The sequence below is a fragment of the Roseateles sp. NT4 genome (genome assembly GCF_051857475.1).
GTDB lineage: Bacteria > Pseudomonadota > Gammaproteobacteria > Burkholderiales > Burkholderiaceae_C > Pelomonas.
Window position 1 is genome coordinate 1,784,664 of sequence record NZ_JBPZGZ010000002.1, and the last position, 22,294, is coordinate 1,806,957.

The 22,294-nt window shown below is 69.6% G+C and carries 22 protein-coding genes; 17 read left to right on the forward strand and 5 right to left on the reverse strand.

The window, feature by feature from the left end; translation table 11 throughout:
* The first annotated feature begins 2 nt into the window (after positions 1–2).
* From ACS5PN_RS18005 to ACS5PN_RS18020, 4 genes are read left to right on the forward strand one after another with little or no spacing between them, the layout of a single operon-like run.
* Positions 3–704, forward strand: coding sequence for an ABC transporter ATP-binding protein (locus ACS5PN_RS18005; protein WP_439465354.1), 702 nt, complete (start codon positions 3–5; stop codon positions 702–704).
* A 5-nt stretch (positions 705–709) separates the two neighbouring features.
* A complete protein-coding gene (locus tag ACS5PN_RS18010) occupies positions 710–1,984 on the forward strand; it encodes a TolC family outer membrane protein (protein ID WP_439465355.1) in 1,275 nt (424 codons plus the stop codon).
* The gene (locus tag ACS5PN_RS18015) at positions 1,984–3,291 is read left to right on the forward strand and encodes an ABC transporter permease (protein ID WP_439465356.1); all 1,308 of its coding nucleotides are present in this window, start codon (positions 1,984–1,986) and stop codon (positions 3,289–3,291) included. The genes ACS5PN_RS18010 and ACS5PN_RS18015 overlap by 1 nt, the downstream gene beginning before the upstream one ends.
* Entirely contained in the window at positions 3,291–4,511 is a 1,221-nt protein-coding gene (locus ACS5PN_RS18020; RefSeq protein ID WP_439465357.1) for an ABC transporter permease, read from the forward strand. Before ACS5PN_RS18015 ends, ACS5PN_RS18020 begins: the two co-directional genes overlap by 1 nt.
* A gap of 3 nt (positions 4,512–4,514) precedes the next feature.
* Here ACS5PN_RS18020 and ACS5PN_RS18025 read toward each other — a convergent pair whose 3' ends face one another.
* Genes ACS5PN_RS18025 through ACS5PN_RS18035 form a run of 3 tightly spaced genes read right to left on the reverse strand, consistent with a single transcriptional unit; the run spans position 4,515 to position 6,280 of the window.
* Positions 4,515–5,351 (reverse strand): DUF6279 family lipoprotein, encoded by an 837-nt coding sequence (locus ACS5PN_RS18025; protein ID WP_439465358.1) that lies wholly within the window; start codon positions 5,349–5,351, stop codon positions 4,515–4,517.
* A gap of 9 nt (positions 5,352–5,360) precedes the next feature.
* Positions 5,361–5,828 (reverse strand): BON domain-containing protein, encoded by a 468-nt coding sequence (locus ACS5PN_RS18030; protein WP_439465359.1) that lies wholly within the window; start codon positions 5,826–5,828, stop codon positions 5,361–5,363.
* A complete protein-coding gene (locus ACS5PN_RS18035) occupies positions 5,825–6,280 on the reverse strand; it encodes a DUF6265 family protein (protein ID WP_439465360.1) in 456 nt (151 codons plus the stop codon). Before ACS5PN_RS18035 ends, ACS5PN_RS18030 begins: the two co-directional genes overlap by 4 nt.
* Before the next feature lie 72 nt (positions 6,281–6,352).
* On the opposite strand from ACS5PN_RS18035, the gene ACS5PN_RS18040 reads away from it, so the two are divergent.
* Genes ACS5PN_RS18040 through glcF form a run of 7 tightly spaced genes read left to right on the forward strand, consistent with a single transcriptional unit; the run spans position 6,353 to position 13,162 of the window.
* A complete protein-coding gene (locus ACS5PN_RS18040; protein ID WP_439465361.1) occupies positions 6,353–6,823 on the forward strand; it encodes a retropepsin-like aspartic protease family protein in 471 nt (156 codons plus the stop codon).
* Entirely contained in the window at positions 6,820–7,728 is a 909-nt protein-coding gene (locus ACS5PN_RS18045; protein ID WP_439465362.1) for a TraB/GumN family protein, read from the forward strand. The genes ACS5PN_RS18040 and ACS5PN_RS18045 overlap by 4 nt, the downstream gene beginning before the upstream one ends.
* 27 nt (positions 7,729–7,755) lie before the next feature.
* A complete protein-coding gene (locus ACS5PN_RS18050) occupies positions 7,756–8,532 on the forward strand; it encodes a PhaM family polyhydroxyalkanoate granule multifunctional regulatory protein (protein ID WP_439465363.1) in 777 nt (258 codons plus the stop codon).
* A 56-nt stretch (positions 8,533–8,588) separates the two neighbouring features.
* Positions 8,589–10,067, forward strand: a complete 1,479-nt coding sequence (locus ACS5PN_RS18055; RefSeq protein ID WP_439465364.1) for an FAD-linked oxidase C-terminal domain-containing protein — start codon at positions 8,589–8,591, stop codon at positions 10,065–10,067.
* Positions 10,064–11,134 carry a glycolate oxidase subunit GlcE gene (glcE, locus tag ACS5PN_RS18060; RefSeq protein ID WP_439465365.1) on the forward strand — a complete coding sequence of 357 codons (1,071 nt, stop codon included), beginning with the start codon at positions 10,064–10,066 and terminating at the stop codon, positions 11,132–11,134. Before ACS5PN_RS18055 ends, glcE begins: the two co-directional genes overlap by 4 nt.
* Positions 11,134–11,907, forward strand: coding sequence for a class I SAM-dependent methyltransferase (locus tag ACS5PN_RS18065; protein ID WP_439465366.1), 774 nt, complete (start codon positions 11,134–11,136; stop codon positions 11,905–11,907). The genes glcE and ACS5PN_RS18065 overlap by 1 nt, the downstream gene beginning before the upstream one ends.
* A 7-nt stretch (positions 11,908–11,914) precedes the next feature.
* On the forward strand, positions 11,915–13,162 hold the full coding sequence (gene glcF / locus ACS5PN_RS18070) for a glycolate oxidase subunit GlcF (protein ID WP_439465367.1): 1,248 nt from the start codon (positions 11,915–11,917) through the stop codon (positions 13,160–13,162).
* Here the strand turns inward: glcF and ACS5PN_RS18075 are convergent.
* Positions 13,159–14,745 carry a methyl-accepting chemotaxis protein gene (locus ACS5PN_RS18075; protein WP_439465368.1) on the reverse strand — a complete coding sequence of 529 codons (1,587 nt, stop codon included), beginning with the start codon at positions 14,743–14,745 and terminating at the stop codon, positions 13,159–13,161. The genes glcF and ACS5PN_RS18075 overlap by 4 nt on opposite strands.
* Before the next feature lie 160 nt (positions 14,746–14,905).
* Positions 14,906–16,087: a methionine adenosyltransferase gene (gene metK, locus ACS5PN_RS18080; protein ID WP_439465369.1), complete on the reverse strand. Its 1,182-nt coding sequence runs from the start codon at positions 16,085–16,087 to the stop codon at positions 14,906–14,908.
* Between the two features lie 129 nt (positions 16,088–16,216).
* Here metK and ACS5PN_RS18085 point away from each other — a divergent pair, with 129 nt between their 5' ends.
* From ACS5PN_RS18085 to ACS5PN_RS18110, 6 genes are read left to right on the forward strand one after another with little or no spacing between them, the layout of a single operon-like run.
* Positions 16,217–17,095 (forward strand): lysophospholipid acyltransferase family protein, encoded by an 879-nt coding sequence (locus ACS5PN_RS18085; protein WP_439465370.1) that lies wholly within the window; start codon positions 16,217–16,219, stop codon positions 17,093–17,095.
* Entirely contained in the window at positions 17,092–17,931 is an 840-nt protein-coding gene (gene dapF, locus ACS5PN_RS18090) for a diaminopimelate epimerase (RefSeq protein ID WP_439465371.1), read from the forward strand. The genes ACS5PN_RS18085 and dapF overlap by 4 nt, the downstream gene beginning before the upstream one ends.
* The gene (locus ACS5PN_RS18095; RefSeq protein ID WP_439465372.1) at positions 17,928–18,641 is read left to right on the forward strand and encodes a DUF484 family protein; all 714 of its coding nucleotides are present in this window, start codon (positions 17,928–17,930) and stop codon (positions 18,639–18,641) included. Before dapF ends, ACS5PN_RS18095 begins: the two co-directional genes overlap by 4 nt.
* Positions 18,638–19,561, forward strand: a complete 924-nt coding sequence (locus ACS5PN_RS18100; RefSeq protein WP_439465373.1) for a tyrosine-type recombinase/integrase — start codon at positions 18,638–18,640, stop codon at positions 19,559–19,561. The genes ACS5PN_RS18095 and ACS5PN_RS18100 overlap by 4 nt, the downstream gene beginning before the upstream one ends.
* On the forward strand, positions 19,558–21,075 hold the full coding sequence (locus tag ACS5PN_RS18105; RefSeq protein WP_439465374.1) for a hypothetical protein: 1,518 nt from the start codon (positions 19,558–19,560) through the stop codon (positions 21,073–21,075). Before ACS5PN_RS18100 ends, ACS5PN_RS18105 begins: the two co-directional genes overlap by 4 nt.
* Complete coding sequence (locus ACS5PN_RS18110; protein WP_439465375.1) at positions 21,072–22,253, forward strand: class I SAM-dependent rRNA methyltransferase; 1,182 nt, start codon at positions 21,072–21,074, stop codon at positions 22,251–22,253. Before ACS5PN_RS18105 ends, ACS5PN_RS18110 begins: the two co-directional genes overlap by 4 nt.
* Positions 22,254–22,294 lie beyond the last annotated feature (41 nt).

Sequence of the window (22,294 nt, forward strand, 5' to 3'; positions counted from 1 at the left end):
CCATGCTTCAAATGGAAAAACTGCAGAAGGTCTACCGCACCGAGATGGTCGAGACCTATGCGCTGCGCGACTTCAACCTGACCGTCAACGAGGGCGAGTTCGTCGCGGTGACCGGGCCCTCGGGCTCGGGCAAGACGACCTTCTTGACCATTGCCGGCCTGCTGGAGGCCTTCAGCGCCGGCCGCTACATGCTGGACGGCATCGACGTCAGCCGCATGGGCGATGGCGAGCGCTCGCGCATCCGCAACCAGAAGATCGGCTTCATCTTCCAGGCCTTCAACCTGATTCCCGACCTCAGCGTGCTCGACAACATCGAAGTGCCGCTGCGCTACCGCGGCATGAGCGGCGCCGAGCGCAAGAAGCGCGCCGCCGACGCCCTGGCCCGCGTCGGCCTGTCGGCCCGCGGCAAGCACTATCCCAACGAGCTGTCCGGCGGACAGCAGCAGCGTGTCGCCATCGCGCGAGCACTCGCGGGTGAACCGCGCCTGCTGCTCGCCGACGAACCGACCGGCAACCTGGACAGCGCGATGGCGCGCAGCGTCATGGAGCTGCTGGAAGAGCTGCACCGCGACGGCGCCACCATCGTCATGGTGACCCATGACCCGCAGCTCGCCGCCCGCGCCCAGCGCAATGTGCACGTCATCGACGGCCAGGTCGTCGACCTGACCGCCGAGTTGCAGGCGGCTGCACTGGCCGTGGCTTGAACTCCATGCGTCGATTGATCCTTGTCCTCGCGCTGCTGACCGCTCATGCGGCGCGGGCCGACGACCTGCTGCAGGTCTGGGCCCAGGCGCGCGCGGCCGACCCGCTGCTGCGCCAGGCTGCCGCCTACAACGGCGCGCAGGAAGCCGCTTCGCGCGAAGCCCGCGCCGCGCTGCTGCCGCAATGGAATGTGCAGAGCAGCGAAGAGCGCGAGAACGGCAGCGGTGCCCGCACGCGCACGACCACCAGCAGCCTGAGCCAGCCGCTGTTCGACCTGGCCGCTCTGCGTGCCTGGGATGCCAGCCGCAGCGACGCCTCGGCCCAGTCGGCCCGACTGGCCGCCGCCGAGCAGGCCGCACGCGAGCGGGTCGCCGAGGCCTATTTCGGCCTGCTGTCGGCCCAGGCCCAGCTGGCCACGGCCCGCGCCAACGAGGAAGCCTTCGACCGCCAGGTCAACGAGGCCGAGACCCGCTTCAAGTCCGGCCTGTCGGCCCAGGTCGAGGCCGACCAGTCGCGTGCCTATCGCGAACTGGCGCGTGGCAATACCCTGGCGGCCGAGGCCGCCGTCGCCGATGCCCGCGAGGCCCTGGCCCAGCTGACCGGTGCCGCGCCTGCGTCCCTGCAGCCGCTGCGCCGTGACCTGACTGCCCAGCCCCTGCCCGACGACGCCGAGGCCTGGGCCCAGCGCGCCCTGCAGGCCAATCCCGAGCTGCGCGCCCTGCAGCTGGATGTGCAGGCCAGCGAGCAGCGCATCTCCTCCGCCCGTGCCGGCCATCTGCCGACGCTGAGCGTGGGCGTGGACACCAACCGGCGCCGTGGTGACGGCGTCACCGCCTTCGACGCCAGCCGCACGCCGACGACGGTGGGTGTGCGCCTGACCGTGCCGCTGTTTGCCGGCGGCGCCGTGGCCGCTGCCACCGATCGCGCCGGCTTCCAGCGCGACGCCGCCCGCGAGCAGCTCGAAGCCGGTCGCCGCGCCGTGCTGCGCGATGTGCGTGCCCAGCATCTGGCCGTCGGCCAGGGCGCCGCGCAATTGCAGTCCACCCAGGTCGCCGTCCAGGCGGCCGAGCGCGCCCTGGAAGCCACGCGCACCGGCCTGACCCTGGGCACGCGCAGCACCACCGACCTGCTGCTCGCCATCCAGACCCTGGCCGGCGCGCAGAACGCCCAGACCCAGGCCCGCCACCGCCATGTGCTGGCCTTGCTGGCCCTGCACCAGGCAGCCGGCTCTCTCGGCGACACCGAACTCGCCACCGTCAACGCTTTGTTGGAGACACGCTGATGTTTCTTCATTACCTCGAACTTGCCTGGCGCAACACGCTGGCCGCCAAGGGCCTCTCCGCGTTGATGGTGCTGGCCCTGGCCCTGGGCATCGGCGCCTGCATGACGACGCTGACCGTCTATCACGTGCTGTCCGGCGACCCGATTCCGCACAAGAGTGCCAGGCTGTTCAATGTGCAGCTCGATGCCTCGGACATGGTGGGCTGGAAGGTCGGCGAGGAGCCCACCTTCGACCTGACCCGCTACGACGCGACGGCCCTGCTGCGCGACAAGAAGGCCCTGCGCCAGACCATGTCCAGCGGCTTCAACACCGCCGTCGGCCTGCCCGACGCCAACGTCAAGCCGATCTTCTCCGGCGTGCGCATGACCTCGGCCGACTTCTTCGCGATGTTCGACGCGCCCTGGCAGTACGGCAGTGGCTGGACGGCCGCGGAAGACGAGGGCGAGGGCCGTGTCGCCGTCATCTCGGCGTCGCTGAACGAGAAGCTTTTCGGCGGCGGCAACAGCGTCGGCAAGGAAGTGATCGTGCGCGGCCAGCCGCTGCGTGTCGTCGGCGTGCTCAAGCCCTGGAAGGTGCAGCCCCACTTCTGGGACCTGACCCTGGGCAGCTACACCGAGACCGAAGACTTCTACCTGCCCTTCTCCACGGCCATGTTCCTGAAGATGGGCCACTGGGGCAATATGGACTGCTGGGGCAAGGGCGCCAATGGCGGCAGTTCGCTGGACCTGAACGCCAGCTGCTCCTGGATCCAGTACTGGGTCGAGTTCGCCAAGCCCGAGGACGCCGCCGCCTACCGCGACTACCTCACCGCCTACTCCGAGGCCCAGCGCAAGGCCGGCCGTTTCGAGCGCCCGACCAATGTGCGCCTGCGCAGCGTGATGGACTGGCTGGGCGCCCAGAAGGTGCTGCCCGCCGACGTGCGCCTGCAGACCTGGCTGGCCTTCGGCTTCCTGGCCGTCTGCGTCGTCAACATGGTGGGCCTGCTGCTGGCCAAGACCCTGCGTCGCAGCGGCGAGATCGGCGTGCGCCGCGCCCTGGGGGCCCAGCGCAGCGACATCTTCCAGCAATTCGTCGTCGAGGCCGGCCTGCTCGGCCTGGCCGGCGCCCTGCTGGGCCTGCTGTTCGCTCAGGGCGGCCTGTGGCTGGTGCGCCAGAGCCCGAACGACTACGCCCGCCTGGCCGAGCTCGACGGCAGCATGTTGGCCCTGACCCTCGGCCTGGCCCTGCTGGCCAGCCTGATCGCCGGCCTGCTGCCCGCCTGGCGCGCCGCCCTCGTCACCCCCGCCGTCCAACTCAAGGTGCAGTGATGAAAGACCTGATGCCCATCCTGTCGACGCTGCGCCGCCACCGCATCGCAGCCGGCCTCATCGTGCTGGAGGTGGCGCTGTCCTGCGGCATCGTCACCAATGCCCTGCACCTCATCCAGACCCGCATCGAGGCGCTGAACGCCGACAGCGGCATGGCCGAGTCCGAGATCGCCGTGCTGACCCTGCGCGGCAGCAAGCCCCAGCTGCCCGAGCGCACCGCCAGCATCGTGGCCGAGGACCTGGCCCGCGTGCGAGCCGTGCCCGGCGTAAAGGCGGCGACGGTCGCCAACCAGATCGTCTACGGGAACAACAGCAACAACAGCGGCGCGTCGCTGGAGCCTGACAACAAGGGCGTGCGCATCAACGCGTCGCAGTACGCCGCCGACGAACAGCTGATCCCCACCTTCGGGCTCAAGCTGGTTGAAGGCCGCAACTTCACGACCGATGAGATCCTCGACAGCTTCCAGGCCTTCAGCGTCGCCGATCCCAAGATCCCCCAGCTCATCGTCAACAAGGTGATGGCCGAGAGGCTGTTCCCCGGGCAGTCGGCGGTGGGCAAGACCATCTATCTGTTCGGCAGCTCGCCGTCGACCATCATCGGCGTCGTCGAGACCCTGACCCACACCCAGCTGCACCGTGCGCGCAGCGATGGCCGGGGCGCCGCCATGATCCTGCCGCTGCGCGGCGGCGGCTCCTACGTCATCCGTGCCGAACCGGGCAAGCTCGATGCGCAGATCAAGGCCGTGACGGCCGTGCTGGAAGAGGGCGACAAGGGCCGCGTCGTGACCCAGGCGCGCTCGCTGACCGAGATGCGTTCGGCCTTCTATGCCCAGGACCGTGCCATGGCCTGGCTGATGGGCGGCGTCTGCGTGGCCCTGCTGCTGGTGACGGCCATGGGCATCGTCGGCCTGGCCAGCTTCTGGGTGCAGCAGCGCACCCGCATGATCGGCACGCGCCGCGCCCTGGGGGCGACCGAGAGCCAGATCCTGCGCTACTTCCAGCTCGAGAACCTGCTGCTGACGACGACCGGCATCCTCATCGGCCTGGTGGGCGCCTGGGCCCTGAGCCAGCTGCTGATGCAGAGCTACGAGTTGCCGCGCCTGCCCTGGCTCTACCTGCTTGCCGGCGCGCTGACGCTGTGGGTGCTGGGCCAGCTGGCGGTCTGGGTGCCGGCACGCCGGGCCGCGCGCCTGTCCGCGGTGGCGGCGTTGCGCTCTTGAAACTCAGTGCGCGGCCTGCAGGCTGCGCAGCTCGTTGGACCAGTCGGCCCAGTGCTTGCGCAGGGCCTCGCGCTGGGCGGTGTCCATGCCGTTGAGCAGCTTCAGCAGGCTGGTGATGATCTCTTCGCGATAGGGCATCTCCGCGGGCAGGGTTTGGCTGTCCTGCATCAGCATCGCGGTGCCGGTGGCGAAGTCCTGGTGCGACCAGGCGCGCAGGGCCTGAACCAGGCGCGTCTGGCGCTGGGTGCGGCCCTGGCTCATCAGGGCCAGATCGAAGTGCCAGCTTTTTGCATCGGCCGCCGCCTGGCGCCGCAGCGGCCGGTCCAGGTCGCCCAGCCAGCGTTCGAGGTTGGTCGTGTAGCGCTTGGCGCGTTCGTCCGCGCCGCGCGGGCCGCCAATCTTGTCGCGCCACTCCTCGGTCTTCTCGTCCATCTTCTTCTGCAGATGCTGCCATTGCTCGGGCCTGAGCCCGGCCAGCACCGGCGCGGCCAGCGGCGCGGCGTGCTGCAGGCAACGCTCGACGCTGGCGCGCGCGCCGCGCTCCAGGGCCAGCAGTTCGTCATGGGTCACGCCGTCGTCCAGGGCTGCGTTGGCCTGGCGCAGCAGGGCGATCCATTGCGGCAGCTCCTCGCGCCGGTGCCAGGCCTGCCAGGCTTGCAACTGCGTCTTCAGCTGGGCGCGCTGCCGGCTGTCCAGGTCCAGGTAGTTGTCGGCCCACAAGCCGGCCAGCAGGGGCAACTGGCCATAGGCCAGCGTCAGGCTGGAACAGCCGATCAGGCCCAGCAGGGCGGTCAGCGTGAGCAGGGTGGCGAGTCGTTTCAGCAGTTGCATGGTGGCCATGGTGGCAGGTCAATCCAGGCGGCGATAGGGCAGGGCGCCTTGGCGGCCCACCCGCACCAGGGCCAGGGCCTGCTGAACATTGGGCAATCCACGTGCCAGGGCCTCCAGTTCGGCGCCCTGCCCGGTGCGTTCGACGCAGCCTTCCAGGTAGACGACCCGGCCCTGCACCGTGAACCAGAGGCTGCTGGGCTTGGTGGCCGCGGCGCCTCGCAGACGTTCACGCAGCGCGGCCGCGATGCCGGCGTCGTAGCGGAAGGCATTGGGCTCGCTGCATTCACCCTGGAGCCAGCAGGTCGTGCCGCGTTCGGCGCGGTGGTGGGCCTGCACCCGCGCTTCGGCCGCCGTGACCCGCGGGCCGCGCGGCTCGGGGCAGTCGCCGATGTCGCTGGAGACGGCCTCGAAGGGATCGTTGAAACGGTTCAGCACGGCGTCGTCGGCGGCGCCGGCGAGTAGCAGGGCCAGCAGCAAGGCGTTCACGGGCAGGCCGTGCGCTGCATGGGGAAGTCGATGCCGCGCTCCTTGCCTTTCAGCGTGCCCTCGATGCGGGCCATCAGGCGGTCGGCAGCCTCGCGGCGGTAGATGACGCGCTGCGGGAAGTCGTGCGTGGCGTTCTCGAACACGGCCTCGGCATCGCCTTGACGCAGCAAGGCGAACTCCGTCGGCGGCCGGCCCTGGGGCTGGGCGATGAAGCTCAGCCGGCCCTCGGCATCGGCGCGGATCTGCATGAACTCGAACTCGACGACGCGGCCGTCCTTCAGCGTGCGCGCCATGCCCAGCATCAGGCCGCCGGCGGGCGCCATCCACTGCTCGACGGTGCCGGCCTCACGGCCGGCCTGCGCCCAGCAACCGGCCATCCATTCGACGGCCGCGAAGGGGTGTGCCTGGGCCGAGGCGCAGGCGGCGAGCAGCAGGGGCGGCAGCAGCTTCATGCCCGTGATTCTGAGCCGCGCGGTTATCGTTGACGCCCCGACAAACCCCACGCCCTTGTGTCTCACCAGGATTTGCCACACACCCTCAAGCTGCTGACCATCTGGCTGCTCATCGGCCTGGTCATCTTCCTGGGCTTCAAGTATTGGGAACGTGAGCGGCAGTCCAGCCGCTTCCAGCTGGCCGGCGAGGTCGTCGTGCTGACGCGTTCAGACGACGGCCATTTCCACTGGCCGGGGCGGGTGGATGGCGTCGCGGTGGACTTCCTGGTCGACACCGGCGCCACAACGACGGCCCTGCCGCAGGCGCTGGCGCAGCGCGTCGGGCTCAAGCCGCTGGGCAGCATCACGACACAGACGGCCGCCGGTACCGCCCAGGGCTTTGTGGCGCGCACCGACGTGACGCTGGAAGGCGGCGTGCGTGCCAACCGCCTGATGGTAGCCGTGCTGCCCGACCTGGCCGCGCCCCTGCTCGGCATGGACGTGCTGGGCCGCCTGCACTTCTCGCAAAAGCCCGGCGAGCTCCGCATCGAACCGAATCCATGATCCGCGCCCTCCTGTTCGTCTTCCTCATCGGCAGTGCCCAGGCCGCCTGCCCGCCCGTGCCGGCCCTGCCCACGGCCGACCAGGCCGCGACCTGGGCCGCCAAGGCGCCCGACCGCGGCGTGCTGTGGCGCATCAGCCGCGGCGGCCACAGCAGCTATCTCTACGGCAGCCTGCATGTCGGCAAGGCCGATTGGGCCTACCCGGGGCCGGCCCTGCGCGCGGCCTGGGCCGAGACCGAGGTGCTGGCCGTCGAGCTCGACCCGGCGGAGGTCGGCGCCGTGCTGGCCGCCCTGCCCAAGCCGGCCCCCTTGCCGGCGGCCCTCGCCCGGCGCCTGGACGCCCAGACCCGCATGGCCTGCCTGGCGCCGGGCAGCCTGAGCGCGGCGCCGGTCATGCTGCAGCTCAGCATGCTGTCGCTGCTGGAGGCCCGCCGCGACGGTTTCGATGCCGGCTTTGGCCAGGACGTCATGCTGCTGGCCTGGGCCAAGTCCGAAGGCCGGCCGGTGCAGTCGCTGGAGAGCGTGCAGGAGCAGTTGCAGGCCCTGGAGCCGCAGGCCGCCGAGTTGCCGGTCATCATCGACGGCGCGCTGCGCCAGTTGAACCAGGGCCAGATCAGGGAGCCGCTGCGCAAGCTCGCCCAGGCCTGGTCGCGCGGCGATCTGGCCACCCTGGCCAACTACCCGCGCTGGTGTGCCTGCGCCGACAGCCCGGCCGAACGCGCCTGGCTCCAGCGCGTCAACGACGACCGCAACGGCCCGCTGGCCGAGCGCATCGCGGCCCTGCATGGCGCCGGACAACGCCTGCTGGTGGCGGTGGGGGCGCTGCACATGAGCGGGCCGCGGGCCCTGCCGCGGTTGTTGGCGGAGCAGGGTTTTACCGTCGAGCCGCTGTTGCCCAGCAAGTAGGATCAAAGCGAACACAGGAGACAAGACATGAGCGACAACAGCTTCACCAAGTTCGTGCCCGGCTTCGAGTTCCTGCAAGGCCTCGTCAAGAACGCCGGTTCGGCCCTGCCGGGCATCGGCCAGTGGGTGGCGCCCACGCTGAACCCCGAGGAGCTGAGCAAGCGCATCGAGGAGCTGCGCACCGTGCAGTTCTGGCTGGAGCAAAACGCCCGCATGCTGGCCGCCACCATCCAGGCCCTGGAAGTGCAGCGCATGACGCTGTCCACGCTGAAGTCCATGAACGTGCCCCTGGCCGACCTGCGCGACAGCCTCAAGCTGCCCACCGGCGGCGACGGCTCACCCTGGCCGGCGATTCCGCCCGAAATCCTGGCTGCCGCGGCGCCAGTGGCCCAGGCCGCCGCCAAGACGGCCGTGAAGACAGCCGCCAAAACCGCCACGGTGGCGGCCAAGACCGCCGGCAATGCGGCCAAGGCCGTGGCCGACAACCCGGCCGCCGTCGTCGACCCGACACAGTGGTGGGCGGCCCTGAGCCAGCAGTTCACCCAGCTGGCAACATCAGCCATGAAGGACACGGCCACCGACGCGGCCAAGAACCTCGCCGGCAACCTGGTCAAGCAGAGCTTCGATGCCGCCAGCGAGACTCTCAAGCGTGCGGCCAGCGTGCCGGGTTCGGTGGTTGGCAGCGTCGCCAAGGGCTTTGCGGCCGGGGCCAACCCCAAGCCGGCCGCCAGGACCGCGGCCAAGACGGCTGTCAAGACGCCGGCCAAGACCGCCGCCAAGACGCCGCGGCGACGCAGCACTTGAGTCGACGCCGCCGGCTTCTGATCGCGGCCGCGGCCGCGGCTAAAGTCGTCGGCACGATGAACGCTCCCGTCGATCTCGCCGCCCGCCGCGCCGCCCTGGTCGCGGCCCTGGCGCCCTTGCTGCCGGCGCATGCGCTGCTGCACCAGGCCGAGCAGACCACGCCCTATGAATGCGACGGCCTGACCGCCTACCGCCAGCGACCGCTGGCCGTGGCCCTACCGGAGACCGAGGCCCAGGTGGCGGCGGTGCTCAAGGCCTGCCACCGCCTCGGTATTCCGGTCGTGGCGCGCGGCGCCGGCACCGGCCTGAGCGGCGGTGCGATGCCGCATGAACTGGGTGTCACGCTGGCCCTGGCCAAGTTCAACCGCATCCTGTCCATCGACCCGTTGTCGCGCACAGCCCGTGTGCAATGCGGCGTGCGCAATCTCGCCATCAGCGAGGCCGCGGCGGCGCATGGCCTTTATTACGCCCCCGACCCCAGCAGCCAGATCGCCTGCAGCATCGGCGGCAACATCGCCGAGAACAGCGGCGGCGTGCACTGCCTGAAGTACGGCCTGACCCTGCACAACGTGTTGCGCGTGCGTGGCTTCACGGCCGAAGGCGAGGCGGTCGAGTTCGGCAGCGAGGCCCTGGACGCGCCGGGCCTGGACCTGCTGGCCTTGGTCATCGGCAGCGAAGGCATGCTGGCCGTCGTCACCGAGGTCACCGTCAAGCTGGTGCCCAAGCCCCAGCTGGCGCGCTGCATCATGGCCAGCTTCGACGATGTGCGAAAGGCCGGCGACGCGGTCGCGGCCATCATCGCGGCCGGCATCATCCCGGCGGGCCTGGAGATGATGGACAAGCCCATGACGGCGGCCGTCGAGGACTTCGTGCATGCCGGCTACGACCTCGACGCCGAAGCCATCCTGCTGTGCGAGAGCGACGGCACGCCCGAGGAGGTGGCCGAGGAGGTCGCGCGCATGGAAGCCGTGTTGCAGGCCGCCGGCGCGACGCGCTGCCAGGTCAGCGAGAACGAGGCCCAGCGCCTGAAGTTCTGGAGCGGCCGCAAGAACGCCTTCCCGGCGTCGGGCCGCATCAGCCCCGACTACATGTGCATGGACTCGACCATCCCGCGCAAGCACCTGGCCACCATCCTGCTCGACATCCAGCAGATGGAGGTCAAGTACGACCTGCGCTGCGCGAACGTCTTCCATGCCGGCGACGGCAATCTGCATCCGCTGATCCTGTTCGACGCCAACGACCCCGACCAGTTGCACCGCTGCGAGCAGTTTGGCGCCGAGATCCTGGAGCGCAGCGTGGCCCTGGGCGGCACGGTGACGGGCGAGCATGGCGTGGGCGTGGAGAAGCTGAACTCCATGTGCGTGCAGTTCAGCGCCGAGGAGCGCGAGCAGATGCTGGCGCTCAAGCGCGCCTTCGACCCGGCCGGCACGCTCAACCCGGGCAAGCAGATCCCGAGCTTGAGCCGCTGCGCCGAGTACGGGCGCATGCATGTGAAACGCGGCCTGCTGGCCTTTCCGGAGCTGGAGCGGTTTTGAATTTCGCGGACCTTCAACAGCAGCTGCGCGATGCGCGCGCGCCCCTGCGTTTCACCGGCCACGGCAGCAAGGACTTCTACGGCGGGCCGCTGCAGGGCGAGCCGCTGTCGACGCTGGCCCTGAACGGCGTGACGGCCTATGAGCCCAGCGAGCTTTTCATCAGCGTGCTGGCGGGCACGCCGGTGTTCGACGTCGAGGCCCTGCTGGCCCAGCACCGCCAGCGCTTCGCCTTCGAGCCACCGCGCTTCGATGGCAAGGGCACCATCGGCGGCATGGTTGCGGCCGGCCTGTCCGGTCCGGCCCGCGCGGCCCTGGGTTCGGTGCGCGACCACCTGCTCGGCGCCGTGATGATCAATGGCGCCGGCGAGTTGCTGAGCTTTGGCGGCACCGTCATGAAGAACGTGGCCGGCTTTGACGTCAGCCGCGCCCTGGCCGGTTCCATGGGCCAGCTTGGACTCATCACCGAGGCCACGCTGAAGGTGATGCCGCTGCCGGCCGCCGTGACGACGCTGCGCTTCGAGTTCGAGCAGGCGCCCGCGCTGATGGCCATGAACCGCTGGGGCGGCGAGCCCCTGCCCATCGAGGCCAGTGCCTGGTGGGACGGTGCGCTGCTGCTGCGGCTGGCCGGCGCGCAGGCGGCGGTCGAGGCCGCCATGCGCAAGCTCGGCGGTGACGTCATCCCGCCCGAGATGGCCGGGGCTTTCTGGATGGGCCTGCGGGACCAGAGCGACGAGTTCTTCGTCGGTGCCGAGCGCGCGGTGGCGGGCGGCGCGCGGATGTGGCGGCTGAGCCTGCCCAGCATGGCGCCCGAGCTGAAACTGCACGGCGAGCAGCTCATCGACTGGGGCGGTGCCCAACGCTGGGTCGTCACGCCGATGGAGCCGGCGGCGGTGCGCGAGGCGGCTGCCAAGGTGGGTGGGCATGCGACGCTGTTCCGGTCCCGGGACAAGAGCGCCGGTGCGTTTGCACCGCTCAGCGCGCCGCTCGCGGCCATCCATAGCCGTCTCAAGGCCAGCTTCGACCCGCATGGCGTCTTCAACCCAGGCCGGCTCTACGCGGAGCTCTGATGAGTCAACCCATCCATGACGCCGCCCAGCGCGGCTACACCCTGGCCCCCGACAGCTACCAGCGGGGTCGGCCGGAGTATCCCCAGGCCCTGGGCGGCTGGTTGGGCGCCGTGCTCGGCGTGCGTCAGGGTGCGCAGGTGGTCGATCTCGGCGCGGGCACCGGCAAGTTCACCCAGCTGCTGGCCCGCACCGGCGCAACCGTGACGGCCGTGGAGCCGGTCGATGCCATGCGCGCCAAGCTGGCCGAAAGCCTGCCCGGGGTGCGGACCCTGGCGGGCACGGCGGAGGCGATGCCGCTGCCGGACGCCGAGGCCGACGTGCTGATCTGCGCCCAGGCCTTCCACTGGTTTGCCAATGCACAAGCCCTGCGAGAAATGCACCGCGTGCTGAAGCCCGGCGGTCGTCTCGGCATGGTCTGGAATGTGCGGGACGAGAGCTGCGACTGGGTGGCCGCCATCACCGACATCATCACGCCCTACGAGGGCGATGCACCGCGCTACTACACCGGGCAGTGGAAGCGCCCCTTCGAAGGGCAATCACTGTTCGCGCCGCTGCAGCTGACGGAGTTCCCGCACAGCCACGAGGGCAGCTTCGAGCAGGTCGTCATCGACCGCATCGCGTCGGTCAGCTTTATCGCGGCCCTGCCCGAGACCGAGCGCCAGGTCGTCGAAGCCAAGCTGCGTGCCTTGCAGCCCCGCTTTGCCGCCCTGCGCGAACCGCGCATCGCCTTTCCCTATGTGACGCAGGCCTGGCAGGCCGAGCGTCTGGCCTGACGACGACATGCAGACCACGCTCGCCCCCGAATTCGCCGGCACCCCCGAGGGCACGGAAGCCGAAGCCATCCTGCGGCGCTGCGTGCACTGCGGCTTCTGCACGGCCACCTGCCCGACCTACCAGCTGCTGGGCGACGAACTCGACGGCCCGCGCGGCCGCATCTACCTGATCAAGCAGGTCATGGAAGGCGTGGAGCCGACGCGCGAGACCCAGTTGCACCTGGACCGCTGCCTGACCTGCCGCAACTGCGAGACCACCTGCCCCTCGGGCGTCGAATACGGCCGCCTGGTCGACATCGGCCGGCGCGTCGTCGATGCCAAGGTCGAACGCCCCAGCGGCGAAAAGCGTGTGCGCTGGCTGCTGAAGGAAGGCCTGACCTCACCGCTGTTCAAGCCGGCCATGAAGCTGGGCCAGATGTTCCGGCCCTTGGTGCCGGCTTCGCTGAAGGACAAGGTGCCAGCCAGGCCGCCGGCCACGGCCCACGACTGGCCGACGCGCCAGCTCAATCGAAAGGTGGCCCTGCTGCTGGGCTGCGTGCAGCCGGCCATGGCGCCCAATATCAACTCGGCGACGGCGCGGGTGCTGGACGCCGCCGGCATCCAGACCGTGGTGGCCGATGGCGCCGGCTGCTGCGGTGCCATCCGCGAGCACCTCGGCGACCACGAGGCCGCGCTGAACGAGATGCGCCGCAATATCGACGCCTGGTGGCCGCTGGTGTCGGGCATGGGCGAACGCGTCGAGGCTCTGGTCATGAATGCTTCGGGCTGCGGCGTGACGGTCAAGGAGTACGCCCACGCGCTGGCTCACGACGGCGCCTATGCCGACAAGGCCAAACGCATCAGCGAGGTGACCAAGGACTTGAGCGAGCTGCTGCCTGAACTGGTGCCGGCGCTCAAGACTCGCCTGAAGGCCAAGCCGGGTTCGCTGGCCTATCACCCGCCCTGCACGCTGCAGCATGGGCAAAAGCTCAAAGGCGGTGTGGAGACGGCGCTGCGCGAACTGGGATTCAGGATCGACTGCGCGCCGCACGACAGCCATCTTTGCTGCGGCTCGGCCGGTACCTACTCGGTGCTGCAGCCCGAGCTGTCCAAGCAGCTGCGCGACCGCAAGCTCGCGGCCCTGGCGCCTTTGCAGGCCGAGCAGATCGTGTCAGCCAATGTCGGCTGCATCCAGCATCTGCAGAGCGGCACCACCCAGCCGGTCAGGCATTGGGTGGAGGTGCTGGATGATGCGTTGCGTGGGGTGAGCGCCTAGGTCCTGAAGGTCGAGACGAGCTTCACCAGCTCATCCGCCTGCGCCTTCAAGCTCTCCGCCGCCGCCGCGCTTTCCTCGACCAGCGCCGCGTTCTGCTGCGTCGCCTGGTCCATCTGAGTGATGGCCTGGCCGACCTGGCTGACGCCGGTGCTCTGTTCGCGGCTGGCCGAGCTGATCTCGCGCACGATCTGGGCGACGCGGCCGATCGCGGTGACAACCTGCTCCATGGTCTGGCCGGCCTTGTTTACCAGCACGGCGCCCTGCTCGACGCGCTCGACGCTGTCGCCGATCAGGCCCTTGATCTCCTTGGCCGCGTCGGCGCTGCGCTGGGCCAGCATGCGCACCTCACTGGCGACGACGGCAAAGCCGCGGCCCTGCTCGCCGGCGCGGGCGGCCTCGACGGCGGCGTTCAAGGCGAGGATATTGGTCTGGAAGGCGATGGCGTCGATGGTGCCGATGATGTCGGCGATCTTGCGCGAGCTCTCCTCGATGCCGCGCATGCGCTGCACCGCCTCGCCGACGACCTCGCCGCCCTGGCGGGCGACGTTGCTGGCGTCATGCGCGAGCTGGTCGGCCTCACCGGCGTTGTCGGCATTGAGCCTGACCGTGGCCGACAGCTCCTCCATCGATGCCGCCGTCTGCTGGATGGCGCTGGCCTGCTGTTCGGTGCGGGCCGACAGGTCGTTGCTGCCGTGGGAGATCTCGGTGCTGGCCGTGGCCACGCCGTTGGCGTTCTCGCGCACCGAGCCGACGAGATGACGCAGGGCCTGCTGCATCTGGCCCAGGGCCTGGGTCAGCTGGGCGGTCTCGTCGCTGCCAATGCTGCGGATGTCGCGTGAGAGGTCGCCGCGGCCGACCTCCTCAGCCTCCTGGATGGCCTCGCGCAACGGGCCGACGACGGAGCGCGTGATCAGCCAGGCGGCGGCCACGCCAACGCTGAGGCAGGCCACCGCAATGACGAGCATGATCATCTGCGTGCGCCGTGCCTCCTCCATGACCTGCCGGGTCTCCAGGCGCACGCGTTCGCCCTGGAAATCGGCCATGCGGCTGATGGCGGCGACATAGGACTCGGACGCCGGCCGCATCTTGCCCTCCAGCGTCTGCAGGGCCGTGTCGGCCTCGCCGGCCTTGAGCTGGGCAAAGACCTGGTTGCGGATGTCGACATAGGCCTTGCGGGCATTGCCGATGTCGGTGAGCAGGGCCTTGCCGCGTTCGGTGTCTTCCAGCTTGGTCAGGCTCTCCTGCAGTTCGGTGATCTTGGCGCTGGTGGTCTTGATGACGGGCGAGAAGAATTCGGCCACCGGGCCCGAGCCGCCGGCGCGGGCGACGGCGTCGGTGCGCGTGACATTGAGCTGGGTGGCGGTGCGCCAGTCCTGGGCGATGTCCTGGCGGTGTTGCAGCTCCACCAGCAGGTCGATATGGGGGCCGACGGAGCCGATCTGCCGGTAGCTCAGGCCCAGGGCCATGGCGAGCAGTAGAAGTACGAGGCCGAAGCCCAGGCCCAAACGGGTCCCGATTCGCAAGGACTGCATCTGCATCACCGCCTCCAGGTTGATGGAGCGGCAGGTGCGTCGAGCGCGCACCTGGCCGGTGCGCTGACTCTAACCGCCAGGGCGAGGGAAGGGCAGAAAGAAAAACACCGCCTCGAGGGGCGGTGTTGTCGGCAGCTTTGTGGTCTCCGCTCACGTTGCAAGCAACATGAGCTTCGCCCACGCACCGAACCGCGCTGGCGCGCGGCGGCCTTTACAGGCCGGCCGCAGCCCGCAGGGCAGCGGATTTATCGGTGCGTTCCCAAGTGAACTCCGGCTCTTCACGACCAAAGTGGCCATAAGCCGCCGTCTTGGAATAGATCGGACGCAGCAGGTCCAGCATCTGGATGATGCCCTTGGGGCGCAGGTCGAAGTGCTCGTTGACCAGCTTGGCGATCTGGTCGTCGGGGATGACGCCCGTGCCTTCGGTGTAGACGGTCACGTTCATCGGGCGGGCCACGCCGATGGCGTAGGCGACCTGGATCTGGCACTGGCGGGCCAGGCCGGCGGCGACGACGTTCTTGGCGACGTAGCGGGCGGCGTAGGCGGCCGAACGGTCGACCTTTGACGGGTCCTTGCCCGAGAAGGCGCCACCGCCGTGGGGGCAGGCGCCGCCGTAGGTGTCGACGATGATCTTGCGGCCGGTTAGGCCGCAGTCGCCTTGCGGGCCGCCGATGACGAAGCGGCCGGTCGGGTTGATCAGGTACTTCGTGTCGGCGTTCAGCCAGGCCTTGGGCAGCACCGGCTTGATCAGCTCTTCACGGATGGCTTCGTAGAACTCGTCCGTCATGCGGTCGCCCAGGGAGTATTCGGGCGAATGCTGGGTGGACAGCACCACGGTGTCGATGCTGTGGGGCTTGCCGTCCACATAGCGCATCGTGACCTGGCTCTTGGCGTCGGGGCGCAGGAAGGGCAGGCGGCCGTCCTTGCGCAGCTGGGCCTGGCGCTCGACGAGGCGGTGGGCGTAGTAGATGGGCGCCGGCATCAGCTCGGGCGTCTCGTCGCAGGCGTAGCCGAACATCAGGCCCTGGTCGCCGGCGCCGGTGTTCAGGTGGTCGTCGCTGGCGTGGTCCACGCCCTGGGCGATGTCGTTGGACTGCTTGTCGTAGGCGACCAGCACGGCGCAACCCTTGTAGTCGATGCCGTACTCGGTGTTGTCGTAGCCGATGCGCTTGATGGTGTCGCGCGCGACCTGGATGTAGTCGACGTGGGCGTTGGTGGTGATCTCGCCGGCGAGAACCACGAGGCCGGTGTTGCAAAGCGTCTCGGCGGCCACGCGGCTGCGCGGGTCCTGCTCGAAGATGGCGTCCAGGATGGCGTCCGAGATCTGGTCGGCCACCTTGTCGGGGTGTCCTTCCGAGACGGATTCAGACGTGAAGAGGAAATCGTTGGCCACTTTTAAACTCCGGTTGCTTTCTTGGCGGCGTCGCCGTCGCTCCTGGAGGTGCGGCGAACGCTTTAGCGGGATTTGTGAATCGCCCCGCAAGTAGTTCAGTAACTCGGCGATCTGCGAAGTATAAGAAACATGGGTTGGGTCTTTCGTTGCTTATCCCGCCTGCCGTTGGCGCTTTTGCACGCTTTGGGAGCGCTGCTGGGCTGGATCGTCTATCTGGCGTCGGGCGTCTATCGGCGCCGCTTCCAGGCCAATGTGGCCCAGGCCGGCCTGGACTGGAAAGACGCACGGCAGGCGATCGCGGCGGCGGGGCGCATGGCGGCTGAACTGCCCTGGCTCTGGGTCGGCACCAAAGGCAAGCCCCTGGGCGACAAGCTGCGTTGGGACGGCGGCGAGCTGATCGAGGCGGCGCTGGCCGAGAAGCGCGGCCTCGTCATGTTGACGCCGCACATGGGCTGCTTCGAGATCTGCGCCCAGGCCATTGCCGAGCGCTTCACGACGCCTGAATCGCCCATCACCGTGCTCTACCGCCCGGCTCGCCAGGCGGCCCTGCGCGACGTGATGGCGGGCTCGCGCGAGCGCCCAGGCCTGGCCACGGCGCCGGCGTCCCTGGCCGGCGTGCGCCAGATGATCCGGGCCCTGCGCAAGGGCGAAGTCATCGGCCTGCTGCCCGACCAGGTGCCGCCCGACGGCTTGGGCGTCTGGGCGCCTTTCTTCGGCAAGCCGGCCTACACGATGACGCTGGCCGCGCGGCTGGTGCAGCAGACCGGCGCGGCCCTGCTGCTGATCTGGGGCGAACGCCTGCCCGGCGGGCAGGGTTTCACGGTGCATGTGCTGCCGGCACCCGAGATCGCCAAGGACGCTTCGGCCGAAGACGCCGCCGCGACGATCAATGCGGCCATGGAGAGCGTCATCCGCCGCGCGCCGGGCCAGTACATGTGGGGCTATCACCGTTACAAGCAGCCGCGCGGGCTGGATATCGGGGCTGCACCCGATAATCCCTCCCCATGAGATTGCGCTTCACCAAGATGCACGGCGCGGGCAATGACTTCGTCGTCATCGATGCGACAAAGCAGCCCTTTGCGCTGACCCCCGAGCAGATGCGCCTGCTGGGCGACCGCCGCTTCGGTGTCGGCTGCGACCAGATCCTGGTCATCGAGCCCAGCCAGGACGCCGGCGCGGACTTCCGCTACCGCATCTTCAACAACACCGGCGACGAGGTGGAGCATTGCGGCAACGGCTCGCGCTGCTTCGTGCGCTATGTGGTGGATGCGGGCCTGACGACCAAGCGCGAGATCCAGGTCGACACCATGAACCGCCGCCTGCTGCTGAAGCTGCAGGACGATGGCCGCGTGACGGTCAACATGGGTGCGCCGGTCTTTGAGCACGCGGCCCTGCCTTTCGATGGCCGGGGCCTGACGCCCCGGCTGGTCAATGGCTTTGAGCTCTGGCCCTTGGAAGGTGCAGAGCTGGGCGTGGTCTCCATGGGCAACCCGCATGCGGTGCAGCGCGTCGACGATGTCGACACGGCGCCGGTGCTGACGCAGGGGCCGCTGATCGAGCAGGACCCGCATTTCCCGCGCCGGGTCAATGCCGGCTTCATGCAGATCCTGGGCCGCGACCGCATCAAGCTGCGCGTCTTCGAGCGCGACGCCGGCGAGACCCTGGCCTGCGGCACGGGCGCCTGCGCGGCTGTCGTCGTCGGCATCCGCGCCGGCTGGCTGGACCCGGCCGTGGAAGTGCAGACCCGTGGCGGCCTGCTGCGTATCGAATGGGCGGGTGGCGAGAACCCGGTGCTAATGACCGGCCCCGCAGTGAAAGTTTTTGACGGAGAGATCACGCTGTGAGTTCCAACCCGGCCGCAGACGCGGTGCAAGGCATCACCGAAACCGACATCGCCAACTACCTGGCGGCCACGCCCGGCTTCTTCGAGCGCCACGCGGCGCTGCTGGCCAGCGTGCAACTGCAGCACCCACATGGCGCCCGCGCCGTGTCGCTGCAGGAGCGCCAGGCCGAGATGCTGCGCGACAAGATCAAGGGCCTGGAGCTGCGCATCATCGACATGATCCGCAACGGCCAGGACAACGTCGCCATCGCCGACCGCCTGCACCGCTGGACCCTGGCCGTCATGCGCGCCGTCGGCACGCCCGAGCTGCCCCAGGTGCTGCTGAAGGAGCTGCGCCACCAGTTCATGATTCCCCAGGCCAGCCTGCGCCTGTGGGGCGTGGCGCCCGAGCATGAGGCCTCGGAGTTCGCCGCCTCGGTCAGCACCGATGTGCGCAGCTTCGCGTCCAGCCTGAGCCAGCCCTATTGCGGCGTCAACTCGGGCTTCGAAGCCGCGCGATGGCTGGGCCTGAGCGAGAGCGGCGGCACGGCGACCTCGCTGGCCCTGATCCCGCTGCACCAGCCCAGCGCCAACGAGGACAAGCCCTTCGGCCTGCTGGTGTTGGGTTCGCCCGACCCGACCCGCTACACGGCCGAGATGGGCACCGACTTCCTGACCCGCGTCGGCGAGATCGCCAGCGCCGGCCTGGCGGGGCTGTTGGCCACTGCATGACGGAGCTCATCGCAGACTTTGGCGATTTTCTGCAGCACGCTCGCGTGCAGCAGCGCCTGAGTCCGCGCACGCTGCGCATCTACACCGACGGCCTTGAGCGCCTGCAGGCCATGCTCGCCGAGGCGGCCATTGACGCGCGTCAACTCACGCTGGCCCAGGCACGTCGCCTGGCGGCCCTGCTGCACCGTGAAGGCCTGGCGCCCAAGTCCATCGCCCTGCTGTTGTCGGTCTGGCGCAGCGCCTACCGCTGGCTGGGCCTGCAGGGTCGCGTCACGCTGAACCCCTTCGACGGCCTGCGCGCGCCCAAGGCGCCCAAGCCCCTGCCCAAGGCCCTGGGCGTGGACGATGCGGTGCAGCTCGCCAGCCACGTGCCCGATGAGGTGGCCGATTCGCGCCTGGAGGCGCGCGACCGCGCCATGGTGGAGCTGCTCTACGGTGCCGGCCTGCGCTCGGCCGAGCTGATCGGGTTGGATGCCCAGGCCAGCGGCCAGGCGGCGGGCTGGGTCGATCTGCAGTCGGCGGAAGTGCATGTGCTGGGCAAGGGTGGCAAGCGCCGCAGCACCCCGCTGGGCAAGGCCGCAGCCGAAGCCTTGCGGGCCTGGCTGGTGGTGCGTCCGCAACTGGCGGCAGCCGGTGAACCGGCCCTCTTCGTCGGTGCCCGGGGCCATCGCGTTGCCGGCTCGACGCTGCGCGCCATGCTCAGCGCCCGTGCCGTCGCGGCCGGCAGCCCGGCGCATGTGCACCCGCACATGCTGCGCCACAGCTTTGCCTCCCATCTGCTGCAGTCCAGCGGCGACCTGCGTGCCGTGCAGGAGCTGCTGGGCCACGCCCACATCACGACGACCCAGGTCTACACCCAGCTGGACCACCAGCACCTGGCGCGCATCTACGACGCGGCCCACCCCCGAGCCAAAAAATGAGATTCCGAATCACGGCTTTGGCCGCGCTGGCCGCCCTGCTGCCGGCAACGACCTGGGCCACGCCCGACGACGCGCCCTTCGCCCGCGTCGACACCCTGCGGCCGGCTGCGATCGAAAGCAACTGGACCCGCATGAAGATGCCCGACGGCGGCCGCGCGGCCTTTGCGTCGATCAGCTACATGATGGCCCTGGACGACGACTGGGGCTTCGGCCCTGGCGTCTACGGCGCGGCCAAGGGCAATTACGGCGGCATCTTCACGGTCGGCTTCACGGGCCAGCGGCGCTGGCGGGTCAACAGCAACACCCATCTGGCGGCCAGCCTCTATGTCGGTGCGGGCGGTGGCCTGTCCAGCGAGCAGTTGCGCTTTGGCGGCGGCCTGATGCTGAGGCCCGAGCTGTCGCTGCGCACCGAGGTCGGCGCCTGGTACACGGGCGTCGGCCTGTCGCAGATCCGCTTCCCGAGCGGCAACGTGAAGAGCGGCGTTGGCCTGAGCCTGACCCTGGGCCGGGCCATGGGCTTTGCCAGCTTCTCGCCCGACGACGCCGGGCGGCCGGGCCATGCCAGCCAGCGCACGGGCCTGCAGTTCGACGAAATCTCGCTGACCGGTGGCTACGAGTCGCCGCGCTCCGTCAGCGTCGACCGCAATGGCGTGAAGCGCACGCAGCGTGTGGGCAAGGCCGGCGGCGAGCTGCGCCAGTACATCGCCGAGGGCAGTTGGTGGGGCATCGAAGCCGCGGGCGCGGCCCAGGGGGGCGCCGATGGTTATATGGAAGTGCTGGGCCAGATCGGCGAGGACTGGGCCCTGGGCTCACCGCGGCTGCGCGTTGGCGGTTTTGTGGGGGCGGGCCTGGCCGGCGGCGGCAACCTGAACACCGGCAGCGGCCTGCTGCTGCGTGCCGCGCCAAGCCTGCGCTGGATCACGCCCTGGGGCCCCAGCCTGCGGCTGGACGCCGGGCTGACCCATGCGCCCCGCGGCAGCTACAGCGCACGCTTCGTGCGGGCCGTCATCTCCATGCCGCTGGACAGCACGCCCGTGCTGCTGGCCGACGACCGCGGCGGCATCGTGCGCGTGCAGCAGCTCGGTACCAGCGTCATCTATGTGCCGCATATGCGCTTCAAGGACGGGCGGCGTGAGGCGGTCACTCATCTGGCCGTCAACATGTCGCGCGAGCTCACCGCCAACATCTACGGTACGGCGCAGGCGGGCAGCGCGGCAGCTGGTCACGCCGGCGCCTATTCCTTCGGCTTGATCGGCCTGGGCCTGCAGAGCGCGCCGCTGTGGAGCGGCATGCGCGTGGGCGCGGAATGGTTGGTCGGCGCGGCCGGCGGCGGTGGTGTGCAGGTGGGCGGCGGCGCCGTCACCCAGGCCGAGCTGTGGGCCCTGTGGCCCGTGGCTGAGCGGCTGCGGCTGCGCACCGGTATTGGTGAGTTCCGCACCATGCGCGGCAGCAGCCAGTCCACGCCGGTGGTCCACTTGGGCCTGAACTACGCCTTCGGGACCCTGCAGCGATGAAGAAAATCACTTTGCGCGCCGGCAAGGAGCGCTCGCTGTTGAAGCGCCACCCCTGGGTGTTCGAAAGTTCGATCGCGCGCGGCGGCGGCGACTCCGGCGAAACCGTGCGTGTCGAATCGGCCGATGGCGCCTTCCTGTGCTGGGCGGCCTTCAGCCCGCAGTCGCAGATCCGCCTGCGAGCCTGGAGCTTTGACGAGGCCGAACGCATCGACGCCGCCTTCTTCAAGCGCCGCATCGAGCAGGCCGTGGCCATGCGCATGCGGCTGGCGATCGCGTCGGATGCCTGGCGCCTGGTGCATGGCGAGGCCGACGGCCTGCCGGGCCTCGTTGTTGACCGTTACGGCGACACGCTGGTGGCCCAGTTCGGCAGCTCCGGCGCCGAGCGATGGAAGGGGGCAATAGCCGACGCGCTGCTGACCGCGACCGGTCTCACGCGCCTGTACGAGCGTTCCGACGCTCAGGCCCGCGAGTGGGAAGGCCTGCCCGCGCAAACCGGTTGGCTGCGCGGAGAAGGCGAGACCGCGCTGACCATCCGTGAGCACGACTGGCGGCTGACGCTGGACGTGGCCGAGGGCCACAAGACCGGCTACTACCTGGACCAGCGCGACAGCCGCCGCCGCTTTGCCGATGCGGTCAGGCAATACGGCATCAAGAGCGTGCTGAACTGCTTCAGCTACACCGGCGGCTTCTCCGTGGCGGCGCTGGCGGGTGGTGCAAGCGAGGTCGTCAGCGTGGACTCCTCAGGCCCGGCCCTGGAGCGCGCCAAGGCCCATGTCGAGCTGAACGGCTTTGACGCCAGCCGTCACCAGGCCTGGGATGCCGACGTCAACGCCACGCTGCGGCGCTGCCTGCAGGAGGGCCGGCGCTTCGATGCCATCGTGCTGGACCCGCCGAAGTTCGCGCCCACGGCCGCGCACGCGGAACGCGCCGCGCGAGCCTACAAGGACATCAACCGCCTGGCCTTCATGCTGCTGAACGATGGCGGTCTGCTCTACACCTTCTCCTGCTCCGGCGGCATCTCGCCCGACCTCTTCCACAAGATCGTCGCCGGTGCGGGCCTGGATGCGGGCGTGGACGGCTATATCGTCGAGCGGCTGTCGGCTGCTGCCGATCATCCGCAGACGGTGTGCTTCCCGGAAGGCGACTATATGAAGGGGCTGGGGCTGCTCAAGCGCTGAGCACCGGTCAAGAAAAAGAGGCCCCACGGGGCCTCTTTGCT